This window comes from Chitinophaga sp. 180180018-3, from assembly GCF_037893185.1.
Taxonomy (GTDB): Bacteria; Bacteroidota; Bacteroidia; order Chitinophagales; family Chitinophagaceae; genus Chitinophaga.
In genome coordinates, this window is the sequence record NZ_CP140772.1 from 1,473,348 (window position 1) to 1,496,606 (window position 23,259).

General features: G+C 41.5%; 21 protein-coding genes. 20 read left to right on the forward strand and 1 reads right to left on the reverse strand.

Annotated elements, in window-relative coordinates:
* Positions 1 to 3 precede the first annotated feature (3 nt).
* From UNH61_RS06015 to UNH61_RS06055, 9 genes are read left to right on the forward strand one after another with little or no spacing between them, the layout of a single operon-like run.
* The gene (locus UNH61_RS06015; protein ID WP_326991229.1) at positions 4 to 645 is read left to right on the forward strand and encodes a hypothetical protein; all 642 of its coding nucleotides are present in this window, start codon (positions 4 to 6) and stop codon (positions 643 to 645) included.
* A 7-nt stretch (positions 646 to 652) separates the two neighbouring features.
* A complete protein-coding gene (locus UNH61_RS06020) occupies positions 653 to 1,300 on the forward strand; it encodes a TerB family tellurite resistance protein (protein WP_326991230.1) in 648 nt (215 codons plus the stop codon).
* 5 nt (positions 1,301 to 1,305) lie between these two features.
* Positions 1,306 to 2,523 (forward strand): conjugative transposon protein TraJ, encoded by a 1,218-nt coding sequence (traJ, locus tag UNH61_RS06025; RefSeq protein ID WP_326991231.1) that lies wholly within the window; start codon positions 1,306 to 1,308, stop codon positions 2,521 to 2,523.
* Between the two features lie 10 nt (positions 2,524 to 2,533).
* Positions 2,534 to 3,151 (forward strand): conjugative transposon protein TraK, encoded by a 618-nt coding sequence (gene traK / locus UNH61_RS06030; RefSeq protein ID WP_326991232.1) that lies wholly within the window; start codon positions 2,534 to 2,536, stop codon positions 3,149 to 3,151.
* A gap of 3 nt (positions 3,152 to 3,154) precedes the next feature.
* Positions 3,155 to 3,643: a hypothetical protein gene (locus UNH61_RS06035; protein ID WP_326991233.1), complete on the forward strand. Its 489-nt coding sequence runs from the start codon at positions 3,155 to 3,157 to the stop codon at positions 3,641 to 3,643.
* Between the two features lie 31 nt (positions 3,644 to 3,674).
* Positions 3,675 to 5,015: a conjugative transposon protein TraM gene (gene traM / locus UNH61_RS06040; RefSeq protein WP_326991234.1), complete on the forward strand. Its 1,341-nt coding sequence runs from the start codon at positions 3,675 to 3,677 to the stop codon at positions 5,013 to 5,015.
* Positions 5,016 to 5,048: 33 nt separating this feature from the next.
* Entirely contained in the window at positions 5,049 to 5,885 is an 837-nt protein-coding gene (gene traN, locus UNH61_RS06045) for a conjugative transposon protein TraN (protein WP_326991235.1), read from the forward strand.
* Positions 5,886 to 5,904: 19 nt separating this feature from the next.
* The gene (locus UNH61_RS06050; RefSeq protein WP_326991236.1) at positions 5,905 to 7,131 is read left to right on the forward strand and encodes a hypothetical protein; all 1,227 of its coding nucleotides are present in this window, start codon (positions 5,905 to 5,907) and stop codon (positions 7,129 to 7,131) included.
* Positions 7,132 to 7,168: 37 nt separating this feature from the next.
* Positions 7,169 to 7,489, forward strand: coding sequence for a hypothetical protein (locus UNH61_RS06055; protein WP_326991237.1), 321 nt, complete (start codon positions 7,169 to 7,171; stop codon positions 7,487 to 7,489).
* Between the two features lie 483 nt (positions 7,490 to 7,972).
* Here UNH61_RS06055 and UNH61_RS06060 read toward each other — a convergent pair whose 3' ends face one another.
* Complete coding sequence (locus UNH61_RS06060) at positions 7,973 to 8,380, reverse strand: helix-turn-helix domain-containing protein (protein WP_326991238.1); 408 nt, start codon at positions 8,378 to 8,380, stop codon at positions 7,973 to 7,975.
* 101 nt (positions 8,381 to 8,481) lie between these two features.
* Here UNH61_RS06060 and UNH61_RS06065 point away from each other — a divergent pair, with 101 nt between their 5' ends.
* From UNH61_RS06065 to UNH61_RS06115, 11 genes are all read left to right on the forward strand, one after another.
* Positions 8,482 to 9,330, forward strand: a complete 849-nt coding sequence (locus UNH61_RS06065) for an alpha/beta hydrolase (RefSeq protein ID WP_326991239.1) — start codon at positions 8,482 to 8,484, stop codon at positions 9,328 to 9,330.
* A gap of 1 nt (position 9,331) precedes the next feature.
* Positions 9,332 to 10,096, forward strand: coding sequence for an SDR family NAD(P)-dependent oxidoreductase (locus tag UNH61_RS06070; RefSeq protein ID WP_326991240.1), 765 nt, complete (start codon positions 9,332 to 9,334; stop codon positions 10,094 to 10,096).
* Between the two features lie 156 nt (positions 10,097 to 10,252).
* Positions 10,253 to 10,855, forward strand: coding sequence for a sigma-70 family RNA polymerase sigma factor (locus UNH61_RS06075; protein ID WP_326991241.1), 603 nt, complete (start codon positions 10,253 to 10,255; stop codon positions 10,853 to 10,855).
* 61 nt (positions 10,856 to 10,916) lie between these two features.
* Entirely contained in the window at positions 10,917 to 12,125 is a 1,209-nt protein-coding gene (locus UNH61_RS06080) for a FecR domain-containing protein (protein ID WP_326991242.1), read from the forward strand.
* Between the two features lie 152 nt (positions 12,126 to 12,277).
* Positions 12,278 to 15,691 (forward strand): SusC/RagA family TonB-linked outer membrane protein, encoded by a 3,414-nt coding sequence (locus UNH61_RS06085; protein WP_326991243.1) that lies wholly within the window; start codon positions 12,278 to 12,280, stop codon positions 15,689 to 15,691.
* 10 nt (positions 15,692 to 15,701) lie between these two features.
* The gene (locus tag UNH61_RS06090) at positions 15,702 to 17,105 is read left to right on the forward strand and encodes a RagB/SusD family nutrient uptake outer membrane protein (RefSeq protein WP_326991244.1); all 1,404 of its coding nucleotides are present in this window, start codon (positions 15,702 to 15,704) and stop codon (positions 17,103 to 17,105) included.
* Positions 17,106 to 17,122: 17 nt separating this feature from the next.
* Positions 17,123 to 17,833, forward strand: coding sequence for a DUF4843 domain-containing protein (locus UNH61_RS06095; RefSeq protein ID WP_326991245.1), 711 nt, complete (start codon positions 17,123 to 17,125; stop codon positions 17,831 to 17,833).
* A gap of 31 nt (positions 17,834 to 17,864) precedes the next feature.
* Complete coding sequence (locus UNH61_RS06100; RefSeq protein ID WP_326991246.1) at positions 17,865 to 19,313, forward strand: PKD-like family lipoprotein; 1,449 nt, start codon at positions 17,865 to 17,867, stop codon at positions 19,311 to 19,313.
* Between the two features lie 101 nt (positions 19,314 to 19,414).
* Positions 19,415 to 20,836, forward strand: a complete 1,422-nt coding sequence (locus UNH61_RS06105; RefSeq protein WP_326991247.1) for a TlpA disulfide reductase family protein — start codon at positions 19,415 to 19,417, stop codon at positions 20,834 to 20,836.
* A gap of 16 nt (positions 20,837 to 20,852) precedes the next feature.
* Complete coding sequence (locus UNH61_RS06110; RefSeq protein WP_326991248.1) at positions 20,853 to 22,517, forward strand: trypsin-like peptidase domain-containing protein; 1,665 nt, start codon at positions 20,853 to 20,855, stop codon at positions 22,515 to 22,517.
* A gap of 16 nt (positions 22,518 to 22,533) precedes the next feature.
* A complete protein-coding gene (locus tag UNH61_RS06115; RefSeq protein ID WP_326991249.1) occupies positions 22,534 to 23,142 on the forward strand; it encodes a TlpA disulfide reductase family protein in 609 nt (202 codons plus the stop codon).
* The last annotated feature ends 117 nt before the right edge of the window (positions 23,143 to 23,259 follow it).

Below are 23,259 nucleotides of genomic sequence, written 5' to 3' on the forward strand. Positions count from 1 at the left end.
GGTATGAGAGTGGTGATGTTGGTCTGTATTATAGTTTTCTCTTCTCTTCATTTAAAAGCGCAAACTTTTAATGAATGGTTTCGTCAGAAGAAGACACAGCGTGAGTATCTGATAAAGCAAATAGCCTTATTGCAGCAGTATATTGGTTATGCCAAGAAGGGCTATGACATTGCGCAGAAGGGGCTTGGAACTATATCGCAGATAAAGAATGGTGATCTGAAAATTCACCAGGTATTCTTTAATGCTTTGAAGGAGGTGAATCCCTCTTTGGTAAACTATCCCAAAGCTGCCGATATCATTGCTTCTATTGTATCTATGGATGCCTCATGCAATCGAGTATTACGATACGTCAACGCCAACGATCTCGCTGATGAGGGTAACCGGGATTATGCGCAAAAGGTCTTCAGGAATATCAAGACTGAAAACAAGCTGTCGTTTGATGACTTGATGCTTGTTATTTCAAATGATCACTTGCAGTTGTCCGATGATCAGCGTCTTTCCAGGATAGACCAGTTGTATTCTGTGGTAAAGGATAGAGGTGCGTTTGTTGCTTCTTTCATCAACCAGTTGGATATGTTGATACGACAACGACATTCTGAAATAGCTGATGTGGAGATGGAACGGGTTATGTATGGACTAAAATAATTTTTTTATGAAGAGTGTGATTTGTGTTGTGGTATTAGTGATCTCTTCACAGTTGTTATTGTCTATCCCTGCTAAAGCACAGGCGGACGAACTCGCACAACTGGCGTTGAATATCCAGAAATTGAGCCAGCTGAAAAAGATTCTGCAAAATATGTACAATGGCTATCAGATCATCAGCAAAGGATACAATACTGTCAAAGACCTTTCACAGGGCAACTTTAATCTACATGAGGTTTTCCTAAATGGCTTATATGCGGTCAATCCTGCAATAAAGAACTACAAGCGTGTTGGGGATATCATTAATTACCAGGCCCGGATTGTGAAAGGATATAAGTCCGCTTTCAATACATTCAGGTCTTCCAGCCTTTTCAGTGTCGAGGAAATAGAATACATGTCTACCGTGTATGCCCGTCTAACAAAGGAGAGCCTGAAGAATCTGGAAGAGCTGATGTTAATAGTAACGGCTAGTAAGCTAAGAATGAGTGATGACGAACGTTTGAAGGGAATTGATCGTATTTATGCTGACATGGAGGACGCCTGGTTGTTCTTGTGTGATTTTAACAACAGAGCCGAGATGCTCGGTTTTCAGCGAGCGAAAGCAAATAATGATGTAGAAACAGTGAAGGTTCTCTACAGTATCGGGAAATTAAACTGAGGTATATGAAATGGTGTATGATGTTGCTGGCATGTGCAGCTATGGGGATTTTATTGCCGGGTATTTGCAACGCGCAGAGTGTTACTGATAGCATTGGCGGGTTACACGGGGTGTTGGACAAGTTATATGATGACATGATCCCGTTATGCGGTGAGATGATAGATATAGGCAGGGCTATTGCAGGTTTTGCAGCCATCTGGTTTATATCTGCACGTGTGTGGAAGCATATAGCAAACGCTGAACCCGTTGATCTATATCCATTGCTAAGACCTTTCGTTATCACCCTTGCTATCGGGATGTTTCCGCAGGTACTGGACGTTCTTAACGGAATTATGAAGCCTACCGTAACTGCAACATCGGGTATCGTTAAAGATGGCGATTCCGCCATAGCCACACTCTTGCAGAAGAAGCAGGACGCTATCAAGACAACGGAGTATTATAAAATGTATGTCGGTGTCGATGGTCGAGGCGACTATGATCGGTGGTATAAATACTATCATCCTAATGATCCGGATAGGCAAAATGAGGGCGTGTTTGAGAGGATGGGAAATGATATAAAGTTCGGCCTGGAGCAGACGGCTTACTCGATACGAAACTCTGTTAAACAATTTCTTTCTGAAGTCCTCCAGGTGCTTTTTCAAGCCGCATCTCTCTGCATCAATACTGTCAGAACTTTCTATCTTATTGTGTTGGCAATATTGGGCCCTCTTGTTTTCGGCATCTCCGTATTCGATGGATTCCAGCAGTCGATTATGAGTTGGCTGGGGCGTTATATAAACTATTTTTTGTGGTTGCCTGTTGCTAATATTTTTGGTGCAATTATTAATAAAATCCAGATCAATATGCTACAGATAGATATTGATCAGATCACGAAATACGGTGATACTTCTTTCGGCGCGAACGATACCGCTTACTTGATTTTCCTGATCATGGGTATCGTAGGATACTTTACCGTCCCCAGTGTTGCAGGATATGTAGTACATGTTGCCGGCGGTAATCCTCTTTTACAGAAGATCACTGGCATATCCGCTGCCGCAGCTACAGGCGGTGCCGGCATGGCCGCTTCCCGGTTGGGTCAAGGGATATCAAACGCTTACAATGCACCAAAGAATTTTAATGAAGGGTATAGTGGTCAGAATAAAGGGTCTGGTGTCATGGCCGATGCTGGTCGTGTTGCTGGAAATACCGGAGCATACATGTATGATCAGTTGAATAAGTTGTAAATGTGGAGATATGTTTCGTCAACTAAAGAATATCGATACCGCTTTCAGGTACATTCGGGCCTTTTCCATCGCTGTTATATTAGGGAATACGCTATTAGCTTGTTTCTGTTATTATCAGAGTTACCGGTTGGCGGGGAAGGTGCAGGGAAAAATTTACGTGCTATACGGTGATAAGGTAATTGAAGCCTTTGCGGATGATCGAAAAAACTATCTGCCGGTAGAAGCCAGAGCACATGTAAAGGACTTTCATCGTTTGTTTTTCACACTTGATCCCGATGAAAGGCTTATACAGTCCAACATCGCAAAGGCAATGTACCTGGCAGATGCCTCCGCACGGGCAAAGTACCAGAGCCTGAAAGAAAGCGGCTTTTATACAAGCGTTATCTCCGGAAACGTGAGCCAGAGAATAGAGGTAGACAGCGTAAATGTGGATTTTAATCGAAAACCTTTTGCATTTCGTTGCTATGCAACACTTCAAATACGCCGCCCTACAAGCATCACGACTAGAAGCCTTGTTACTGAGGGATATTTACAGGACGCAAAAACATCTGATAATAATTCTCATGGCTTCCTGATCCTGAATTGGACCATCATCAGAAATGAAGATTTGAATGTCATAAACAGATAATATATGCATTGGAATGGTAGGCATAAACGGAGAAGTAGTGTGCAGGATCACCGTGGTGAATCTTATGCCTGGCTGGACAGACTTTCCGCGGAATGGAAGAGAGTTATAAGGATCGCCTGTAATAAGGTGGAGGAGAGATTTAATAAAATCCATGCTGTATATCAAAAGATGATCCTGGTGGTTTTCTTTCTTTCTGGTACGACAATGTGTGTTTTATTCGCCGCAGGTGGCGGTGTCGAAAGAAAAAGTTCATTGCATAAGGTAACCCCTATAACCCGGACCACTCATGCAATACCATCTTTTGATACCGCGGGACCATTGCAGATGATAAAGCGGGGTGGCGCCTTTCAGGGTATCCAGCGGTACAGCGCTTTCCTGGATAGTCTGTCTACTACAACAAAAGGAAGACAGGTTTTAGATAGTGTAAGGGCTGCCAGGCCAGGTTTGTTCGACAGCTTGGCCCTCGTTGATAAAATTATTGGATTGCACTAATAGTGATGTTGAACTTTTAAATAAGTGTGTTATGGATAATCAGCAGCAATCATTAAAAGAGGAAACATTAAGAAAGCGGAAGTTTGCTTTGGTGTTGCCTGTTATAGTTTTCCCCTTTGCGACATTGTTATTTTGGGGCCTCGGTGGTGGTAAGGGTACAGCCGCACCCATTGTACAAACAAAGGATGCCTTTAATTATCAGTTACCGGCTCCGGTGCTACCTGACGATTCACGGATGAATAAGATGGACTTTTACGAAAAGGCCGCTAGGGATTCTGCCAAATGGAGAGATATTGCTCGCCGTGATCCTTACTATGATTCAAAAGCTGGTAAGGATACAGGAAAAGGGGAAAGTGAGGACATGGATTTTCACTCTTTTATGGAGGTAGAGAAGGCCAATAAACAAAGGAAGCCCGGCGCGGTAGAATCTCCTTACTCTTCCGGTGAGGCTGATGATAATGTACGAAAAGTAAACAAGAAGTTGGCAGAGCTGGACAGGGAACTGAATAAGACAACGGCTCCTGTGCCTGGGAAAGTGGATCATGCCTTTCCGGGCAATAACCTTACTGATACTTCCAACATCAACCCTGAAGTCGCGCAACTGGAGAAAATCATGCAGGCCATGCAGGGTGGTACCCCTGAAGATTCGGAGATGGCGAAGATCGATGGTATGCTCGATAAAATACTGGATATCCAGTACCCTTCCCGGATGCAGGACAAATTGAAGAAAGTTTCTGCTGAGCATAAACAACAGGTATATCCTGTATCATCGATGAACCGTGACCTTATTCCAGTGTCTAGCTTACAGCCGGTTCAATCAGTATCTTCTTTACGTACAGATACTATTTTATCCCTGCATCAGGTTTCCAATGGTTTTTACTCCCTGGATGATCCGCTGATAGAAACGAATGAAGACAATGCTGTTGAAGCGGAGGTAGCGGAAACACAGACGCTGGTTTCTGGCGCCACCCTGAAGCTCCGGCTGATACGTGATGTTTATATCGCAGGGCGCCTGGTACCCAAAGATACTTATGTTAATGGCGCTGTATCTATCAACGGGGAGCGCCTTCAGGTTGAAATCAATTCCATCAGATTATCAAATTCTATTCTGCCGGTCGCAGTATCTGCATACGACATGGATGGTATGGTGGGCATCTATATCCCCGGAGCAATTGCCAGGGACGTGTCAAAAAACTCCGCTGATCAAGCAATACAGAGTCTCGGTATGATGTCAATGGACCCTTCGCTGGGTGCCCAGGCTGCGAGTGCCGGTATTGAAACCGCAAAAACCTTACTTAGCCGGAAAGTAAAGCTCATTAAGGTAACTGTAAAAGCTGGATATCAAGTTTTGCTGAAAAACAGGCAAAGCTGACAGATTATTTTCTCATGATTAAATTCCTAAAAGATGACGTTGAAATGTGCTGTATGGATGGCAGGTATTGCCTGCCTATTAGGAAACATGACTGCTAGGGCGCAGGAATATGATGAATTGGCCCCGTTAAATTTGCGGGTGTCGTTTCAGAAAACAACGAACCTCATTTTTCCGTATGCTGTCGCCAGTGTGGACAGAGGGAGCCGCGACATACTGGTTCAAAAGGCAAAGGGTGTTCGTAATATCCTCCAGGTAAAAGCTGGTAAGGAGTATTTTTCTGAAACAAACCTTAGTGTCGTGACGGAGGACGGGCGTTTTTATTCGTTTGTTGTGCGTTATGATAGTTTCCCTCACGTGTTGAACTTACAATTCGGTAAAAAACTGGATACTGATCTGTATGGTGGTCCAGTTCAGCTTTCCAATGATTCCCTGAATGCTGCTGAGCTGCACCGGACGGCGGAACTTGTGCGTATCAGTAAGCGGCATCAATGGAGAACTACCGATGAAAAATATAGTATGCGCCTCCGCTTGAATGCAATCTATATCAGGAACGATCACTTCTACTTTCAGGTAAGTTTAAAGAACAGTTCCGCTATCAATTATTATCCTGATCAGATAAAGTTTTTTATCCGGGATAAAAGAGTTGCCCGGAGAACTGCTCACCAGGAAAAGATCATCCCGCCGAAATTGATTTTAGGACCAAGTGAGGTAATCTCCGCTAATAGCGAATCCGCAATGGTCTTTGTTCTCCCGAAATTCACTATTCCCGATAGGAAAAATTTATACCTATATGTGACGGAGAAAGACGGTGGGCGGCATCTGAAGATCAGGATCAAAAACCGTCAGCTGGTGAAGGCACAAGCTATTTAGATACTATAATATCTGCTTTATGAGTGAGGTTAACAATATGTTTCGTAGCGGTAAGCCTGAAAATATCGCGTTTCATCCACTTGATGTAATTGATCAATACCTGGTATTCCGTCACACTCATCCCGGTCATTTGGTTTACGAAGTCGGCCATGAATTAAGCGAGGTTGGCCGCAGTATTAACCTTATGGACGCATATGCTTGTCTTCTAAAGCGTTCAATGAATGAGGAAGTTGGACGAAAGGAATATGTCGATTATATGCTTATTGCAACTTATAAACACCGGAGGCTTGAATTAGATTTTGATGGAGATCCTAAAGATTCAACGGGATTACTTGTTGCTGGGTCATATTATGAATACAATACTGATACAGGGAATAGGTCGTGGGAATTTAGCGAGGTTTATAACCCTTGCAAGCCGATTGTTATCAATGACCTTGATAATCATCGTTTTCTTAGAAGAGGTTTCAGGGATATAGACCCAATTTATTTACATCGTGAAAATGAAAATGCCATGAATGAAAAGGTGTATGAGTATCACAAGAACGATTTAAAGAGCCGGGGTGTTGGTGACGCTCTTGATGATGCACTCAAAATAATGTTGCAGAAGGGAGAAAAACAGTCCAGCCTGTATCACACCACAAAATACGGAGAAGATCTGGCTGTAGCTTCCTTTCAATACAATAAATCCCAACGAGAGGGTAGTGATCTTGTTTTTCTGAATAAGATTGAGATGCTGGTAAAACCCAAAGTGGGGGAAATTCAAAAACAGACTTTTGAGATCACGAGGGACTCGGACAAATTAACATTGAAGAATGCTTATAATTCGATGCAGGGCCGTTCTTTTCTTGTGAATGAAGATAAGCATGAATGGGCCTACCTTGATTTCAAGCAAACAGATAAACAAGGTAATCACCCACTAGTAAAGACTTCAGGGTATGATGTACAGAAGGTAGTCGGTAAATACCCATTAGATCAGCTCATTAATCCAGAGGAAGCGCAGATGCTCTACGGTTCGCTGGAAAGGGGTAACCGTCAGATGGTTAGTGTAAATGAAAAACGTTTCTTTATTGAAGCGCTTCCATTACATGACACCATCCGGGTGTTTAAAGAAAATCTACAACAGACGACAGTGGAGGCTTTAAAGGATGCTGCTCAACAGAAACAAAAAAATGATCAGGTTCCGGACCAGGGTACAACAAAGGAAGATAAAGTTCTCAAAAACAATAGAGGGCAGTCTATTTCCTGATTTTCAAAAATGCTTTGTGATATTGAATCTGTGACTTATGGAAAAAGCAAGAGAGAGGCTTACCGCCATCTTTGAAGCGGTAAAAAGTGATAACCGAATCGGGGCTACTCATCTTAGTTTATACCTAGCTTTATTTCAGCTATGGAATCAAAACGATTTTGATGACCCCATATCCATTCATCGCCCGGAAGTATTAGAATTGGCTAAAATAAGCCGATCTACCTACCACAGATGTATGAATGATCTCAATGATCAGGGATATGTGAAGTACATTGCTTCTTATCATCCGATACTAGGTAGCATCGTTTACATGGCGGATTTTCAGCTGCCCGCCATAAAGGATGCTGGTCAACGATAGTTTTAAGGTATTGTAAGCCTGAAAAGGAAACAGTTCGGCAGGAGTGCCACTGTCAGCGATAAGGTTTGCAGATGGGGATAATTCCATGACGGATAAGGCCCGCTTGTCGGGCTTTATCATGTTTATATAAATGTAACGTTATGATCAAGAATGATGAAAATGTGGTAATAAGAGCTATAGCGCTGTGTTATAAGCCATTTTTAAAGGTCGAGGAAGCGCTTATTTATTGTAATCTCGGTCGGACACAATTTTCCAAGCGATGTGAGGAATTCGGAATTTATAAAAATGAGAGCGGTTACTTCAGGCGCGAACACCTGGACAAATTGATGTCCGGGGAACCGTCACCATATGTAGCCGCTGATCATGGATTAAGGTCGAGGGGAAAACGCTAATAGTTTAATCGGATAAATACCTCCTCGTTGTACCACTATAAATATCTCTTGAAATATCACACATTATAGACACTGACCGCGAAATATAACATCAACTGTCTAGTTCTTCTATTGTATCATTTATAAATTTTGCTTTGTCTTTCTTTATAGCCAATAATAATGCTTTTCTGTCCTCTGGGATTGATAAATACTTTTCAGCCCATAGATGTATTTCTACCAAAACAGGAAGCAGATCAACACCTTTTCTTTTCAATCTATATAGAACTTTGGCTTTACTGTCTGGATGCTCCAATTTCTCGATCAAGTCATTCTCCTCCAGCATCTGAAGCCTTGTAGCCAGGATATTGGTAGCAATTCTCTCAGGGGACTTTAAAAAATCGCCATAAGTACATGTTTTAGAGAACATTAAGTCTCTGATAATCAGTAGTGACCATTTATCTCCCCATATATCAAGTGAGCAACTAATCGGACACTCAGATCTATTTTTGGGTTTTATCATACATATTTTTTTAAAAATTACTTGCAATTTGCAAGTAATTGCTATATTTGTACTTGCAAATTGCAAGCAAATATAGCAATTACTTAAATAAATCAAAAAGTATGACAAATACAGCCATAGCAACGGAAACTCAATATGCAAATATTGATAGTAAAAGAATTGCCTATCGGATAATAGGCAAAGGCGCACCAATCATCTTATCAAATAGATTTAGAGGAACATTGGACACATGGGACCCTCTTTTCCTTGATTTATTGGCTGAAACCAATACTGTGATAACTTTCGATTACTCAGGTATTGGTTATTCGGAAGGAGAATTACCATTGGGTATTAAAGAGGTAGCTGCCCAGGCAGTAAAACTTGCTGATCATCTCAGTATTGATAAGTTCCACGTAGGAGGATGGTCATATGGTGGTGTGGTGGCACAATACACAACTTTTCTATATCCAACTAGAATATTGAGTACCGTAGTTATTGGAAGTAATCCAATGGGTAAACGAGATATTCCGACTTCCCCCCTGTTTCTGGAAAGGGCATTAAAACCAATTCAAGATTTTGATGATATGTTCGTGTTGTTCTTTGAACCGAAATCCGAAAAAAGCAGAACAGCTGCACAAACATCATGGGGTAGAATTGCCCAAGGAATTGATCGGTCAAAACTGCCCTCAGCTCCAGAGGTTTTACAACGATATTTTGCTGTATTCCCAGAAGTGGCAGAAGACAATGACAATTTCAGGGAGTTGTATCAAACATTAGAGATCCCAGTATTAGTAATTTCTGGCGACCATGATATTTCATTCGCAGTAGAGAATTGGCTTCCTTTACTCCAAAAAGCGCCTTCTGTACAGCATATAATTCTCCCTAGTACAGGGCACGCTCCTCATTTTCAATATCCAGAAATTTCAACTGGGTATATAAAAAACTTTTTAAATAACGGAAAAACCAAATAAAATGAAAATAGAGGATAAAACCATATTGATTACAGGTGGCGCATCAGGCATTGGTTTGGAGGCTGCTAAACAATTTCTGAGCATCGGCTGTAAAGTCATTATTACAGGTAGAAACGAGCAAAAACTGAAACTGGCAAAACAAAAATTTCCAATGTTAATTACTATTAAAAGTGATGTAGCCAATGAAGAAGATGCTTTATCACTTTTGAAACAAGTAAGCGACTTGGGAGGTATAGATATTCTATATAATAATGCGGGTGTCAGCACGCCCCCCATTAATTTAGGTAAACCAGATCCCATGCATTACGATAAAGCGACATATGAAATGAACATAAATTATCTAGGGATCATCCGACTGAACAATATCTTTATAGATATGTTGAATTCGAGAAAAGAGCCTGCCATAATAAATACGACCTCGATTTTAAGCTATGTGCCGGCAAACCTCGCGCCTACGTATTCAGCGACAAAAGTCGCTTTGCGATTTTATACTGAAACATTGAGAAGCCACTTACAAATGCTGAATAGCGATATTAAGGTTTTCGAACTTCTACCGCCGCTTGTTGCAACTGAAATGGCAGAGGGAATGGACGCTAAGGCAATAAAACCCGAACAATTAGTTAAAGGTCTTATTACTGGGCTCAAAAATGACAATCTTACTATTCGGGTGGGTGCTACGAAAGCCATATATTTTCTCAGTCGGTTTTTCCCGAGGCTAGCATTCAAATTAATTAATCCTTTAAAGTATTCAAACCTACTGAAATAGCAGTTATTCCCTTTCTGGAATCTAGTTCCAGGTTGCATCGTCGGAAGGTTATTTTAATTACCTTCCCACGATAAATAACGGAACAACATTATCGGTCCATTAAGAATTTCTGATTTTTTTGGCGTAGATTTCCGGCAAATTGAATACAACAAATATTTGCCTGCATCGCGTACATATGATGAAACAGTAATTCTCTCTAAATTGAGCCTTGGAGATGAAGCCGCTTTTGAAATAGTTTTTCAGAGACTTTTAGCTCCCCTACATTATTATGCTCTCAAGCTCGTAAATGATAACGCAGAAGCGGAGGACATGGTAAGTCTCGCCTTTCATAAATTGTTGGAGGGGAAGAAAGAATTCAAAAGCTTCGTGGCCTTACGCAGCTATCTTTTTACTGTCATTAGAAGGCAATGTATCGATCTTTTCCGGCATAGGCAGGTAGTCGATAACGTACATCAAGAAATATCCCGCGATCTTATTTCAGATGAGGGATATGTGGAAGCGAAGCTTTTTCAAACAGAGCTTATGAGAGTCATTTATGAAGAAATGCAACAATTGCCGGCTAAATATCGTGACATATTACAATGGACCTTCATAGAGGAACTTACACCTGCCGATATGGCTTTGCGCCTTGGTGTAACTGAAGGACATATTAGGGCAGATAGGTCCAGAGGTTTGGTGCTATTGCGTAACGCATTGAAAAATAAGGGATTATTTAGCGCAGCTATTTATCTGTACATTATATGGCTACAACGGAATTAGTGCTAATCTAATTTTTTTTTAAATTTTTGCTTCGTTTTCGATCCTCATCCGTTTTTATTATATGATGGAACGGACAGAACATCAATTTCAACAGATTCTTGAGCTACTGAAAAAGAGGGCCACCGGGGGAACAATTACTTCGGAGGAATTGACCATCCTAAATAATTGGTTGCACTCCAACCAATACAACGAAGAACTTTGGAATAACTTATCTTCAAGCTCTTGGATGGAGCATGAGATAAAGACCTATGCTCGAGTAGATCAGGAAAGTGTTAGAAAGAAAATTGTAATCTTACGTTCCTCACGAGTTAAGCCACGTATACGCCGTCTTCTTCCACAGATCAGCTGGTCGATAGCTGCTGCTGTCCTGGTGGCCATTGGTGCCTTCTGGTGGTTTAACTATAACAGTAGGCACAATGAACCAACTCTCGTAAATGTACAACAGGAAAAAATTCTACCGGGAATGAACGGCGCGCTACTCACATTGGCAGATGGGAGTAGCATTTCACTCGACAGCATAAAGAATGGTACCATCACAACCAGTGGCGGGGTTACAGCGAAAGTCAATAATGGTACCCTTCAATATATAGGACATACTAATGAACTGACTTTCAATAAAGTGAGCACACCGAAAGGAAGACAATTTACTGTCCAGCTGCCAGATGGTTCCCTCGCACTATTGAATAGTGCCAGTTCAATTCGATATCCAATGACCTTTATAGGCAGTATACGAGACATTGAAATCACTGGTGAGGTATATTTTGACGTTAAGCAAAATGCGAAGCAGCCTTTCATTGTAAATACTGACCGTGGACTACGTATAGAGGTACTCGGAACTAAATTTAATATCAACAGCTACAACAATGAGCCTGTAATAAAAACAACCTTAATAGACGGCAAAGTCAGATTGACCACCGGCGCGCAAAACAGCAATGCAACTCTGCTACCAGGACAGCAGGCACAATACAATCAACCAGGTGATGCAGGGGCAAAAATTTCAATACAACAGCTTGATCAGCCAGGACTTGACCGCGTTCTTGCTTGGAAGAACGGATTATTCATATTCAACAATGATAAGCTACCCGACATTATGAGACAGTTGGAAAGATGGTATGATATATCGGTAATCTATGGCCAGCATATCCCTGTTAGAACTTTCTCCGGTAAAATATATCGGGACGTTCCGTTATCAGAACTTTTAGACATATTTCAAGGAATGGGAGTAAAATTTGCCCTTGACGGCAGAACCTTAACAGTAGAAGAGGAATAAGGGAAAAGCCACGGCATGAAGTAGCCTTTTTCAGATTGTCATCAAACTATTCACCACTTTGGACAGTGGCGCGACTGCGCCAAGGGGAAGCTATTCATAAATGTCCAGTGTATATTTTTTGCGTTCAAAAATCAACCAAACATTACTGATGTATGAAAATTTTATGTTCTTATGCCTCCTTCCGCCGAAGGAAAATCAATCCACCTCTTCTCAAGTGTACATTCTTTTTGAGCATTATGCTTCTCTTGTTACTGGTCCGGTTGGATAGCGTTGCTCAAACGGTAACATTTTCGGGTAAAGATGCACAATTTAAACACGTTCTATTAGAGGTAGAAAAACAAACTGGATTTCTTTTCATTTATCCCGACGCTGAGATCCAGAAAGCCAAACCAGTAACCGTACGTGCAAAAAATGCTCCTCTCGACAGTTTCCTTCAAATGATTTTCAATGATCAACCTTTCAGTTATAGTAAGAAAGGGAAAAATATTGTAATCGAGCCGTTAAGGTCAGACCGTAATATAAGTGGTCAGGGTAAAAATGAAGCTGAAAGTCAACAAACCAAGATCATTGGTAGAATCACAGATGAAAATGGGGTATCGATTATAGGTGCGACAATCATGGTCAAAGAAACTAATAACGGTATTACATCAGATGCAAATGGTCAGTTTGCTATTGATGTAGCAACCGGGCAAACTCTGGTAATATCATGTATTGGATATCTAAGAAGAGAGATTCAAATTAAAAACGGAAGCAACCTGGAAATTATTTTGCAGACTTCTACTAATACTCTCAACAATGTGGTAGTTACAGGTCTTTATGAGCGTCGGAAGGATTCATATACTGGTTCTGCACAAACATTCACCAAAAAGGACTTAACCAGAGCATCCGCTTCTAATGTATTCAACGCGCTCAGATCCCTTGATCCTTCCTTCCAAATGCCTGATAACATTCAAATGGGAGCCAATCCAAATGCGCGACAAGAGATCCTCATGCGCGGTGGCAACAGCCTTGGAAATCTGGGTGGTGGTAATACTGCTGATGTGTTCAATTACACCAAAAGTCCCAATACACCACTTTTCATTATGGACGGATTCGAGGTACCACAACAGCGCATTGCAGACCTTGACATCAACCGTATAAAGAGTGTCACGTTGCTCAAAGATGCGTCAGCGACTGCCATATACGGCTCTAGAGCAGCGAACGGAGTTGTAGTTGTGGAAACGATTCGTCCTGAACCCGGAAAACTGAGAATGAATTATACAGGAAGCATTGTAAATGAATTTGCCGATCTCAAAGGCTATGACATGCTTAACGCAGCTGAAAAACTGCAATTGGAAAAGGACGGGGGTGTATATAGTGGTGGCGCATTCGGACAATTGCCCTATGTTCAAGAACAACAAAGAGTGCTTTATAGCTACCGTCGGGCACTCGTTGAAAAAGGGAATAATACTGACTGGAAGACTAAACCTGTACGCAATGGTATCGGCTATAATAACAACCTGTATATTGAGGGAGGAAATGATGCCGTCACGTACGGAATGACCGGCACTTATAATTATACGGCGGGCGTGATGAAAGGGTCAGACCGTAAAAATGTTTCGGGTAACACTTACCTGGCCTACCGCACAGGAAAATTACTTTTCCGAAACGATTTTACAATAAATTACACTACTTCCAACAATTCACCATACGGAAGTTTCAGTACATATGTAGACCTTAATCCATACTGGTCTCCCTACGATGCCAATGGACAGTATGTTATGTATTTGGAAGATATTTATCACACAAACGGAAACCTTCTTTCCAGGGTAATGAACCCCATGTATGATCTTAGGCTTCATACAATAGACAAGGCTATGGCACAAAGCTTTGTCAATAACTTTTTTACCCAATGGCAGGTATTGTCATGGTTGAGGCTTTCGGGAAGACTGGCCTACACCAAAGCCAACAATGAGGCCGATAAGTTCCTGCCAGGAACACACAGTTCTTTTGCGAATATTCCCGCTGACCGCTTTTATGAAAAAGGTTCCTATACTAAATCGTATGGCAGATCGAGTACCCTCGATGCTACACTTTCCCTTGATTTTAATAAGTCATTCGGCAAAAATATAATTTACGCATCTTCAGGATCTACTCTCAGAGACGAGAGACTATTCACTGAAACTTATAATTTAATTGGATTCCCCAATGACCGCCTAGACAACCTTCTTCAAGGTGCATATCCAAGAAACGGCGAGAAACCACAAGGTATGGACGGCATAAATCGTTTATTGGGTTTTTTTACCAACGTAAGCCTGGTACATGATGAACGTTATTTAATGGATCTCTCGTATCGAGTAGATGGATCATCCCAGTTTGGTGCAGATAGACGATTCGCCCCATTCTGGAGTGTAGGAGGAGGTTGGAATATTCACAATGAAGCCTTTCTTAAAGATAATAGCAACATCAAGCAGCTGAAATTGCGTTACTCTTATGGATATACTGGCTCCTCAAATTTTGCCAGCTATCTAGGGCTTACTACCAGTAAGTATTATGATAATCAGGAGTATCTCTATCAAATCGGTACCTACTTGATGGGATATGGCAACAGTAAACTTCAATGGCAGCAAACACTCAAACAGAATTTTGGTGCCGACTTTAATTTGTTTGACAAACTGCAAGGCTCAGTAGACATCTTTACTGAAAAGACTAAGGGCGCTGTAATTTCTGTAACCACTGCGCCATCCACAGGATTTACCACATATATGGACAACCTTGGGGATATAGTTTCCAAGGGGTATGAAGCAAGGCTTACCTATACAATTCTTAACCGACCGGGCACCAGGGATAATTGGACAGTTTTTGCTACCGCCATGCACGTAGCTAATAAGATTGAAAGAATTTCTAATTCATTGAAAGCCCTTAACAAGCAAAATGCGGACTCCATGTCGGTGTCCCCGCTTCCTCGTTATGAAGAAGGCCGCAGTACCACAGCCATTTGGGCTGTCCCATCTTTGGGCATCGATCCTTCAACTGGTAGTGAGATTTTTGTTAATCGTGCTGGAAAAAGGACAACCAATTACAATCCACTCGACCAAATCATCGTAGGAGATACTCGACCCAAATTGCAAGGTACCTTCGGGACCAACCTTGAAATCCGTGGTATCGGCCTGAATCTGTTCTTTGAATATCGAATTGGAGGGGACGCATACAATGAAACATTGGCGTCGCGAGTGGAAAATGCAGACATTACAAAAAACGTGGACAGGAGGGTATATGATGATAGGTGGCGCCATCCGGGTGATCACACCTTCTTCAAGGGAATTGTGACAGTAGACGGTGTTACAGTGACCAGCACAACATTTAACACATCCCGATTCGTGCAAAAGGACAACTGGCTGAGTCTCCGAAACGCAAGTGTATACTATCGTTTCACCGACAAACTCAATAAGACACTGCGCCTCAATGATACAAAGGTTACGCTGTTTGCTGGGCAGCTTTTCTGGTTGTCTTCCATTAAACAGGAAAGAGGATTAGATTATCCATTTTCCCGGAGCTATACGCTACAATTAAACACCACTTTTTAACTCGCCGACAATGAGAAACATAATTTTATTGCTAGCATTCACTTTTTTATGCGCCTCTTGTACTAAATGGCTGGAGGTCCAGCCTTCTTCACAGATTTCTGAAGACAGGCAGTTTAGCACAGAAGATGGGTTCAAGGATGCCTTGATCGGAGTATATCAAAAAATGTCACAACCGACTTTATATGGTCAGGAATTGTCATTTGGATTTGTTGATGTATTGGCACAAAACTACACTAACCCTGCCAGTAGCACCAGCCATACGTATATGTATGTTGCCCGATATATGTATACTGACGCCGGTGTTCAGGGTACAGTTGGTAATATCTGGGGAGAACTGTATGGTTCAATTGCTCAGGTAAATTATATTCTTAAACATGTTGATAACCAAAAGGGGCTATTTACTGGTATAAACTACAATGTGATAAAAGGTGAGGCATTGGCACTCCGAGCCTATCTCCATTTTGACCTATTGCGTTTGTTCGGAAATTTCAATAAGCCTGATGCTCTATCAATCCCTTATATGAAGGATTTTACCGTTGTGCCACAAGCATCTATTTCTGCTAGGCAGGTAATGGCAGAATGTCTTTCAGATCTCAAGGCAGCAGAGGATCTCCTAATAAAGGATAAGGACCTAATACATCAACCTGCTTCTGGCGATAACTTTCTGGCATTCAGAAAAAATCGATTAAACTACTGGGCAATAAGGGGGCTCACTTCGCGTATCTCCCTATACGCTGGCAACAAGGACGGCGCATTCCTTGCAGCAAAGGATATAATTGATAATGGTGGCTTCACTTTTTTGAAACCGTCAGACATCAATGGTAATACTTCAGAGATGGATCGTACTGCTTCTATGGAGCATGTGTTTGCCATTTATGTTTCTAACCTGAAGTTGCTTACCGATGCAGTTTTTAAAACACCGACAGCAACTGGTGGGGCCAATACGACATTGCTTGTTTCAGATATGCGCAAACGCGAACTGTTTACCGCCACTGCTGACATTAGGTTGAATCCGGCTTTCTGGTCAGATAGCAGAGGAATCATCTACTATTCAAAACTTTGGCAAGACGATAACAGTGCCGAAAATATCCGTAGAAGAATCCCGCTTATCAAATTATCTGAGTTATATCTGATAGCAGCAGAAACGGCACCTTCACTTGCGGAAAAGATTACATATTTCAACAAGCTTCGGGATGCCCGGATAGATGTTTTGCTATCCAGTAATACTAACGAGGTCGCACTGAAATCAGCTATCGATATGGAATATAGGAAGGACTTTATTTGCGAAGGGCAACTTTTTTATTATTATAAACGGCAAAATACTGCTAGTATTTCTGGTAGTGTAACCGGACCGATGTCGGATGAAAAGTACGTTCTTCCTAAGCCAGTTCAGGAAATTGAATTTGGAAAATGATCTTAAAATATTAGCAAATGAAAATTATCTCCTCCATTATAGCAACCATTCTGCTTTTTTTTATAACCGTCATTTTTACCGAATGTAAGAAAGGTGAAAGGTTAATGTATAAAAATGCACCATTGGTTTATTTCTCCGGCTCAGTTCCCGCTGCGCTTGGAGACAGCCTGCCGTATAGCTTTGTTGTACGGCCTGATACCGTCACCAAGGACACTGTGACACTGCGTTTTAGAATCAGCGGCTTTGCGGCTGATAAGGACAGAAGCGTGAATGTTCAGATTGATCAAAGTACAACGGCAAAGCAAGGTACGCACTTTGATATTTCACCTGCCGTAATTAAAGCCGGTTCATATACCGCAGAAATGTATGTTATTCTCCACCGAACACCAGATTTGAAAGAAAAAACTTTTCTTATTAACCTGGTGATCGATAAATCACCAGAATTTGATGTGGGATTAGGTAACTCAGATCTGCGGATATTCGTGACTGATCAGCTATTAATGCCAAGTGACTGGCCGGATTTTATTTATGGTCCTTATTCCAGGGTAAAGCATCAATTCATGGTGGAGCATCTAAACTCAATCAAGATTACTGAAAGCCTTGGTGCGCAGCTTTCTGAAATGCTCGCTATTCTGCAAAAGATGAGATTGGAGCTATTGAAATATGAATCTGTTAATGGACCATTGATGGACGAGAATGGGGAGAGAGTCACATTCCCATCATTTTAATTCTCTATTGGATAAAAATAATGCTGAAGAAATGAAAAAAAATCTTAAATATATCAGGAGTATATATGCTCTTCTGCTAGTAGTTTTCGCTTTGGGGGGGTGCGTGAAAGATAAGAGCACACACGATTTGATTAATCTTAATAAAGTAGAGATCGTAGATTCAGACACCAGTACACGTATCATTCTTCAATTTGATACATTGCGTATTGAACCCATTATCCGGCAAAGCATACCGACAGCCGATTCTGCTTTCAATTACAGTTGGTATATCCGGGATGCTGCCGGACAAAAACCTATTATCGTTCTGGATAGTACAAGAAGTCTGAAAAAAGCCATAGGTGTACCAACCGGTAGTTATACAGTCGTGTTTGAGGTGACGGAAAAGAGGACGGGAGTAATGGTAATGAAATTTTTTCCACTGACAGTCACAGACAGGCTTGGTACAGGATGGTTGCTACTTGAAGAGAAGGATAACAAGGGAGATATTTCGGTGATTATCCCAAATGGTGAGGTGTTTCATAACGTATACTCTGATCTGAATCGTGGGTACGACCTAAAACTTCCCCTGCGTCAAATTGAGATTACGGAGACCTATTCAGGTAAGAAGATCGAGATTTTGTCGGAGAATGATGCCATACAACTGGATTACCAAGCAATGATTAAACAAGCTCAGTTCAATGACTACTTCTGGAGTGCCCCACAAATTGTGAAGCCTCAGTACATTAAGAGTCTTTCGCTTAGTACTAAAATATTCATCAACAACGGTTTGTTGCATATGTATATTGAAGGAGGATTTCCAGGAGATGTGAAGTATCTATCCGAGTTGCCTTTCATAAATGATAAAGGTACGGACTATGCACTGGCACCTTTTGCGATAAAGGGACCTGAATCATGGGATGGCCTTACGGCTTTTAGTAGTGCATACTACGATACCAAAGCAAAGGGTTTTGTATATGTAACTAATGCTACTGTGCTTCCAACTATGGCCTCCTTTAATGCACCAGCGGCTACTGCGGCATTTGATATGAGAAGTATCGGCATGGACCTGCTGAATCTGGATAGAGGGTATACTGATCAGTATTACAATGCTGTGTTCAAAGACAATACTGGAAACTTATTTATATATCAGATCAACCTGAAAGTTGACGAGCCTGCCGTTGGAAAATCGGCGGTAGCGGAGGGCCTCAAAGGTAGTACTTTTTTTGTCAGCTCTCAATCCAATCAGTTTATCTACTTCTTTAAAGATAACATTGCGTACCTATATGATATTCCTCAAAATTCTTATGGGGTTGCTGGAAGAATTACGCCAGGCGAGACAATCACCAAAGTAAAGATTTTGTCGAATCAGTTATTGGTAGCAACATGGGATGGTACCCAAGGGCACTTTTATATTTATAACATCAATCCTCGCGGTGATATTACCCTGTCCAATAAATTCAGTGACTTTGGTAAGGTTATCGATTTTGCATATAAGTCCTGATTTTTTAAATATTATATAACCAACCAATAAGCAAGTGCGAGTGCATTGCTCCGTGCGGTGCATTCGTACTTTACAAATTAATTAAGAAAAACAATAATAAGATGAAAATAAAAACCCTTTTAACCATCATTTTGATGGCAGCCATAAGTTTCGCAAGAGCGCAAAACAACAATAACCCACGTCTAGGGGAGCTGATGAACGCGAAGAATCCTGTTGAATTGAAGAAGAAAATTGAAAAGCTAAAACAAAGCAATGTAGAAAGCGACGTGCAAGCCTTGATTGACTATTATGCTCAAAAACAGGATGAGAAAGGTTATAATGAAGCCCGTGAGCTGATCGTTCAAAGATTCCCTAACGGTGTTGCCGCATTTGAAGCCAACCTCGATGGCGTCTATAACGAAAGTAACCCGGATATTAACGAGCGGAATTTCCATGAATTTGAGAAGAAATGGCCGACCCGACCCGCTGGCGTAAATCCACACTTGATAGATTATGCAAGATATTATACCGCTCGTTCATTCCTCGGGAAAAATCGACCGGAGAAAGTACTCGAATACCTTAATATGATACAGGATGCAAACTACAGGACAGATGCCTACTCGTATGCAGCAACATTATCAATCGATGCAAATGATTATGTCCTTGGGGAAAAATTGATAAGAAAGGTTTTCGCTGATTTGGCTAAGAGAGGAATTAAGGAACCTGTAGACGAAGAAGTTACTATGACATTGAGTAAATTGTTATATCTAAACGGTAAATACGAGGAAGGATTCAAATATGCAGAGAAGGTCTTTAAGAAAACTAAACCGTCAGATATTTCTTACAGATTCGTGGCTGAAACATATTTAAACTATTTACTGGCACTTAATAAACTTAAGGAAGCATACCCACTTTTGGATGCCCGGATCAAAAGTGGTGAGTATACTACAGATCAGATGGCTAAATTCAAAGATGCCTACATCGCTTCGAAGGGTAGTGATAAGGGGTTTGATGAGATGATAAATTCTGTAATTCAATCTAACGACACTAAAACCAATGCGGAACTAACCAAAAAGATGATATCCGAGCCAGCTTATAATTTTTCTCTCAAAGATCTTAATGGTAATAATGTACAGCTTAGTGATTACAGAGGCAAAGTGGTGATCCTTGATTTCTGGGCTACATGGTGTGGTCCATGTAAAGCATCATTTCCTAAGATGCAAAAAGCTGTTGATCATTTCAAACAGGATACCAATGTTGTATTTCTTTTCATCCACACTCTCGAGACATCGGAGGATGCCCCTCGTTTCGCACGAGATTATATTGCTGATAAGAAATTTACATTTACGGTCTTGATGGACATGAAAGATCCATCAACAAAGAAAAATCTAGCTGCATCAGGCTTCAAAATACAGGCACTTCCTACCAAAGTTGTCATAGACACCAAAGGTAATGTTCGATTCAAATCTATGGGAGGTGGTCCATCAGCAGATGAGGCTTTCATCAAAGAAATAACAACGATGATCCAGCTTGCTAAAGTGTAATCAATAATACTTAAATATGAGAAATATTGTATCAGCGGTCATGGCCATACTTTTGGTATGTCTATCGATTGAAATAAAAGCACAGGAGTTAGGACCGAAGGAACTCCAGCAAAAAGTACAACAAGCGATCGCTAAGGTTTCACCAGCGTGTGTATTTCTTTCCGATTATGACACCATTACCAAACGTGAAGGTGGGAACCGATTCAGCGGCGTCATTGTTAGTGAGGACGGTTTGATCCTCACCGCAGCTCATGTTGGGCACCCCAAACAGACGTACCTTGTTATTATGCCAGATGGCAAAGAATGCTTTGCAACTGGTCTGGGTAGCATCTCCAAATACGATGTGGCTGTTCTTAAAATGAACCAGCCGGGTAATTACCCCTACGCTGAGATGGGATGGGCGTCTTCTTTGCGTGTTGGAGAACCATGCTTCAGTGTTGCTTACCCTGGAAGTATGCCCGTGCCAGTTAGTGTTGCTCGCTTTGGGATGGTTGCTGATTTGAATGATCCACGAATGAAAATGATCAGGACAACTTGTCGCATGGAGCCAGGTGATTCAGGGGGACCAGTATTTGATCTTTTGGGTCGGGTTATCGGTATCCGTAGCTATATCCTTATGGACTTGGCAGATAACTTTGAGGTACCAGTCGATACATTTAGGAAGTACTGGTCTGCCTTTCAAAAGCCCGTGGAATACAATAAGATCCCTATCCCAGTAGCCATTCCCAAAGATCCATTGGCAATGGATAGAATATATTACAAAAATATCCACAGCGTGGAAACAATGACGGTGGATTACGAATCTAAATTTGCGCTTCATACCGTAGAACTTATTAATACTTTGGGAAAACAAGTCGCGTTAGGGTTGTTGGTAAAGTCACCCGGCCATCTCACCACAAAGACACTGATCGTTTCCAAAAGCTCCGAGATCCCCAACGATGTATACGCTCTTTTGCCTGACGCTACTAAAAGGAAGTTAAAGGTTGAATATCGGGATGAGGCTCGCGACTTGGTATTGCTTTCTTCAAGCAAGGAATGGGAAGGCAGTTTGGAAATATCGTCCATAACTAGCGACACTGTAAATTCATCTCAGATCGGCATGTTCCTTCTTTCACCGAATCCTCGGGATGGCGGGGAGTTCAGCGTATTGGGTTCGTCCGAGTTTGGCATCCCTGGTACATATAACATTGGTTATTTTGGGGCGGGGATATGGCCCAAAGACGGACATATTAAGGTCAAAATGATTGAAAATGGATCTCCCGCGAACAAGGCAGGGTTATTGGCTGGTGATCAACTTGTGAGCATTAACAAGGTTGTAGTGAACGAACCACAAGATTTCATCAACGTAATACGCAGTGGTAGACCCGGCGACACTGTTCATATCGCGGTAGAAAGAGCCGGTACCGAAAAAACCTTTGCCGTTGTCCTGTCCAAATTACCGGAGCCCCCCAGCTGGCATGCCGCAGACCAATTCAAGGACGGGAAGAGCGACCGCCGGGATGGATTTGAAAGGGTATTTGCCCATGATGGTAAGTTAAAGCCTTCTGTATGTGGGGGGCCTGTTTTTAATCTGGACGGCGTATTTATGGGAATCAATATTGCGAGAGTTAGCAGAACAAGCAGCGTAACAATCCCTTCTTCTGAGGTAAAATCCTTTCTGGAAGAAGCTATCAAGATATAGTAGTAAAATTAACAATATGAAGACAACTGCTCTCTTAATATTTTTATTAACCACCAGCATCTGTTTAATGGGGCAGCAATCAGGAACCTTGGATTCCCAGATGTTGAATAAACTTATTCGTGAGAATAAGCAAAAACTTAAATCTTCCCTGATTAAAGAGCTGGCGCCATCGTTCTCCATTCAGGATATCGGAGGAAAAAAAGTAAGCCTTGATGATTATAAAGGAAAAGTCGTGGTCTTGGATTTCTGGGCAACCTGGTGCATGCCATGTAAAGCTGTCTTTCCCATTATGCAGGCCACTATAGAGCACTATAGAAATGATACTGGGGTGGCGTTTCTTTTTATACATACAAAGGAAAAAAACGGCAATGCAGCTGAGGAAGTAAGGAAATACTTCTCTAATAATCCTCAGTATAATTTTCATGTATTGATGGATTTGAAGGGGAAGAATACGCAGAACAATGAAGTTGCTAATGCCTACAATGTGGCCGGTATACCCGTGAAGATCGTTATTGATAGGCAGGGCTATATTAGATTTAAAATGGTTGGTTCAGGCAATCATAGCGACATAATGGGAGAAACAGCCCATCTTTCAGCCATGATAGAACTTGCCGAAGATGAATGAATATAAAACTGCGTAAAAGCCATTTCATGTGATGGTTCTGAATGGTTCTGAATTGCCCCAGTAATTGGGCAATATTTTAGGCAGCTGGAGGTAGTCCAGTTGCCTTTTTTTGCTGAT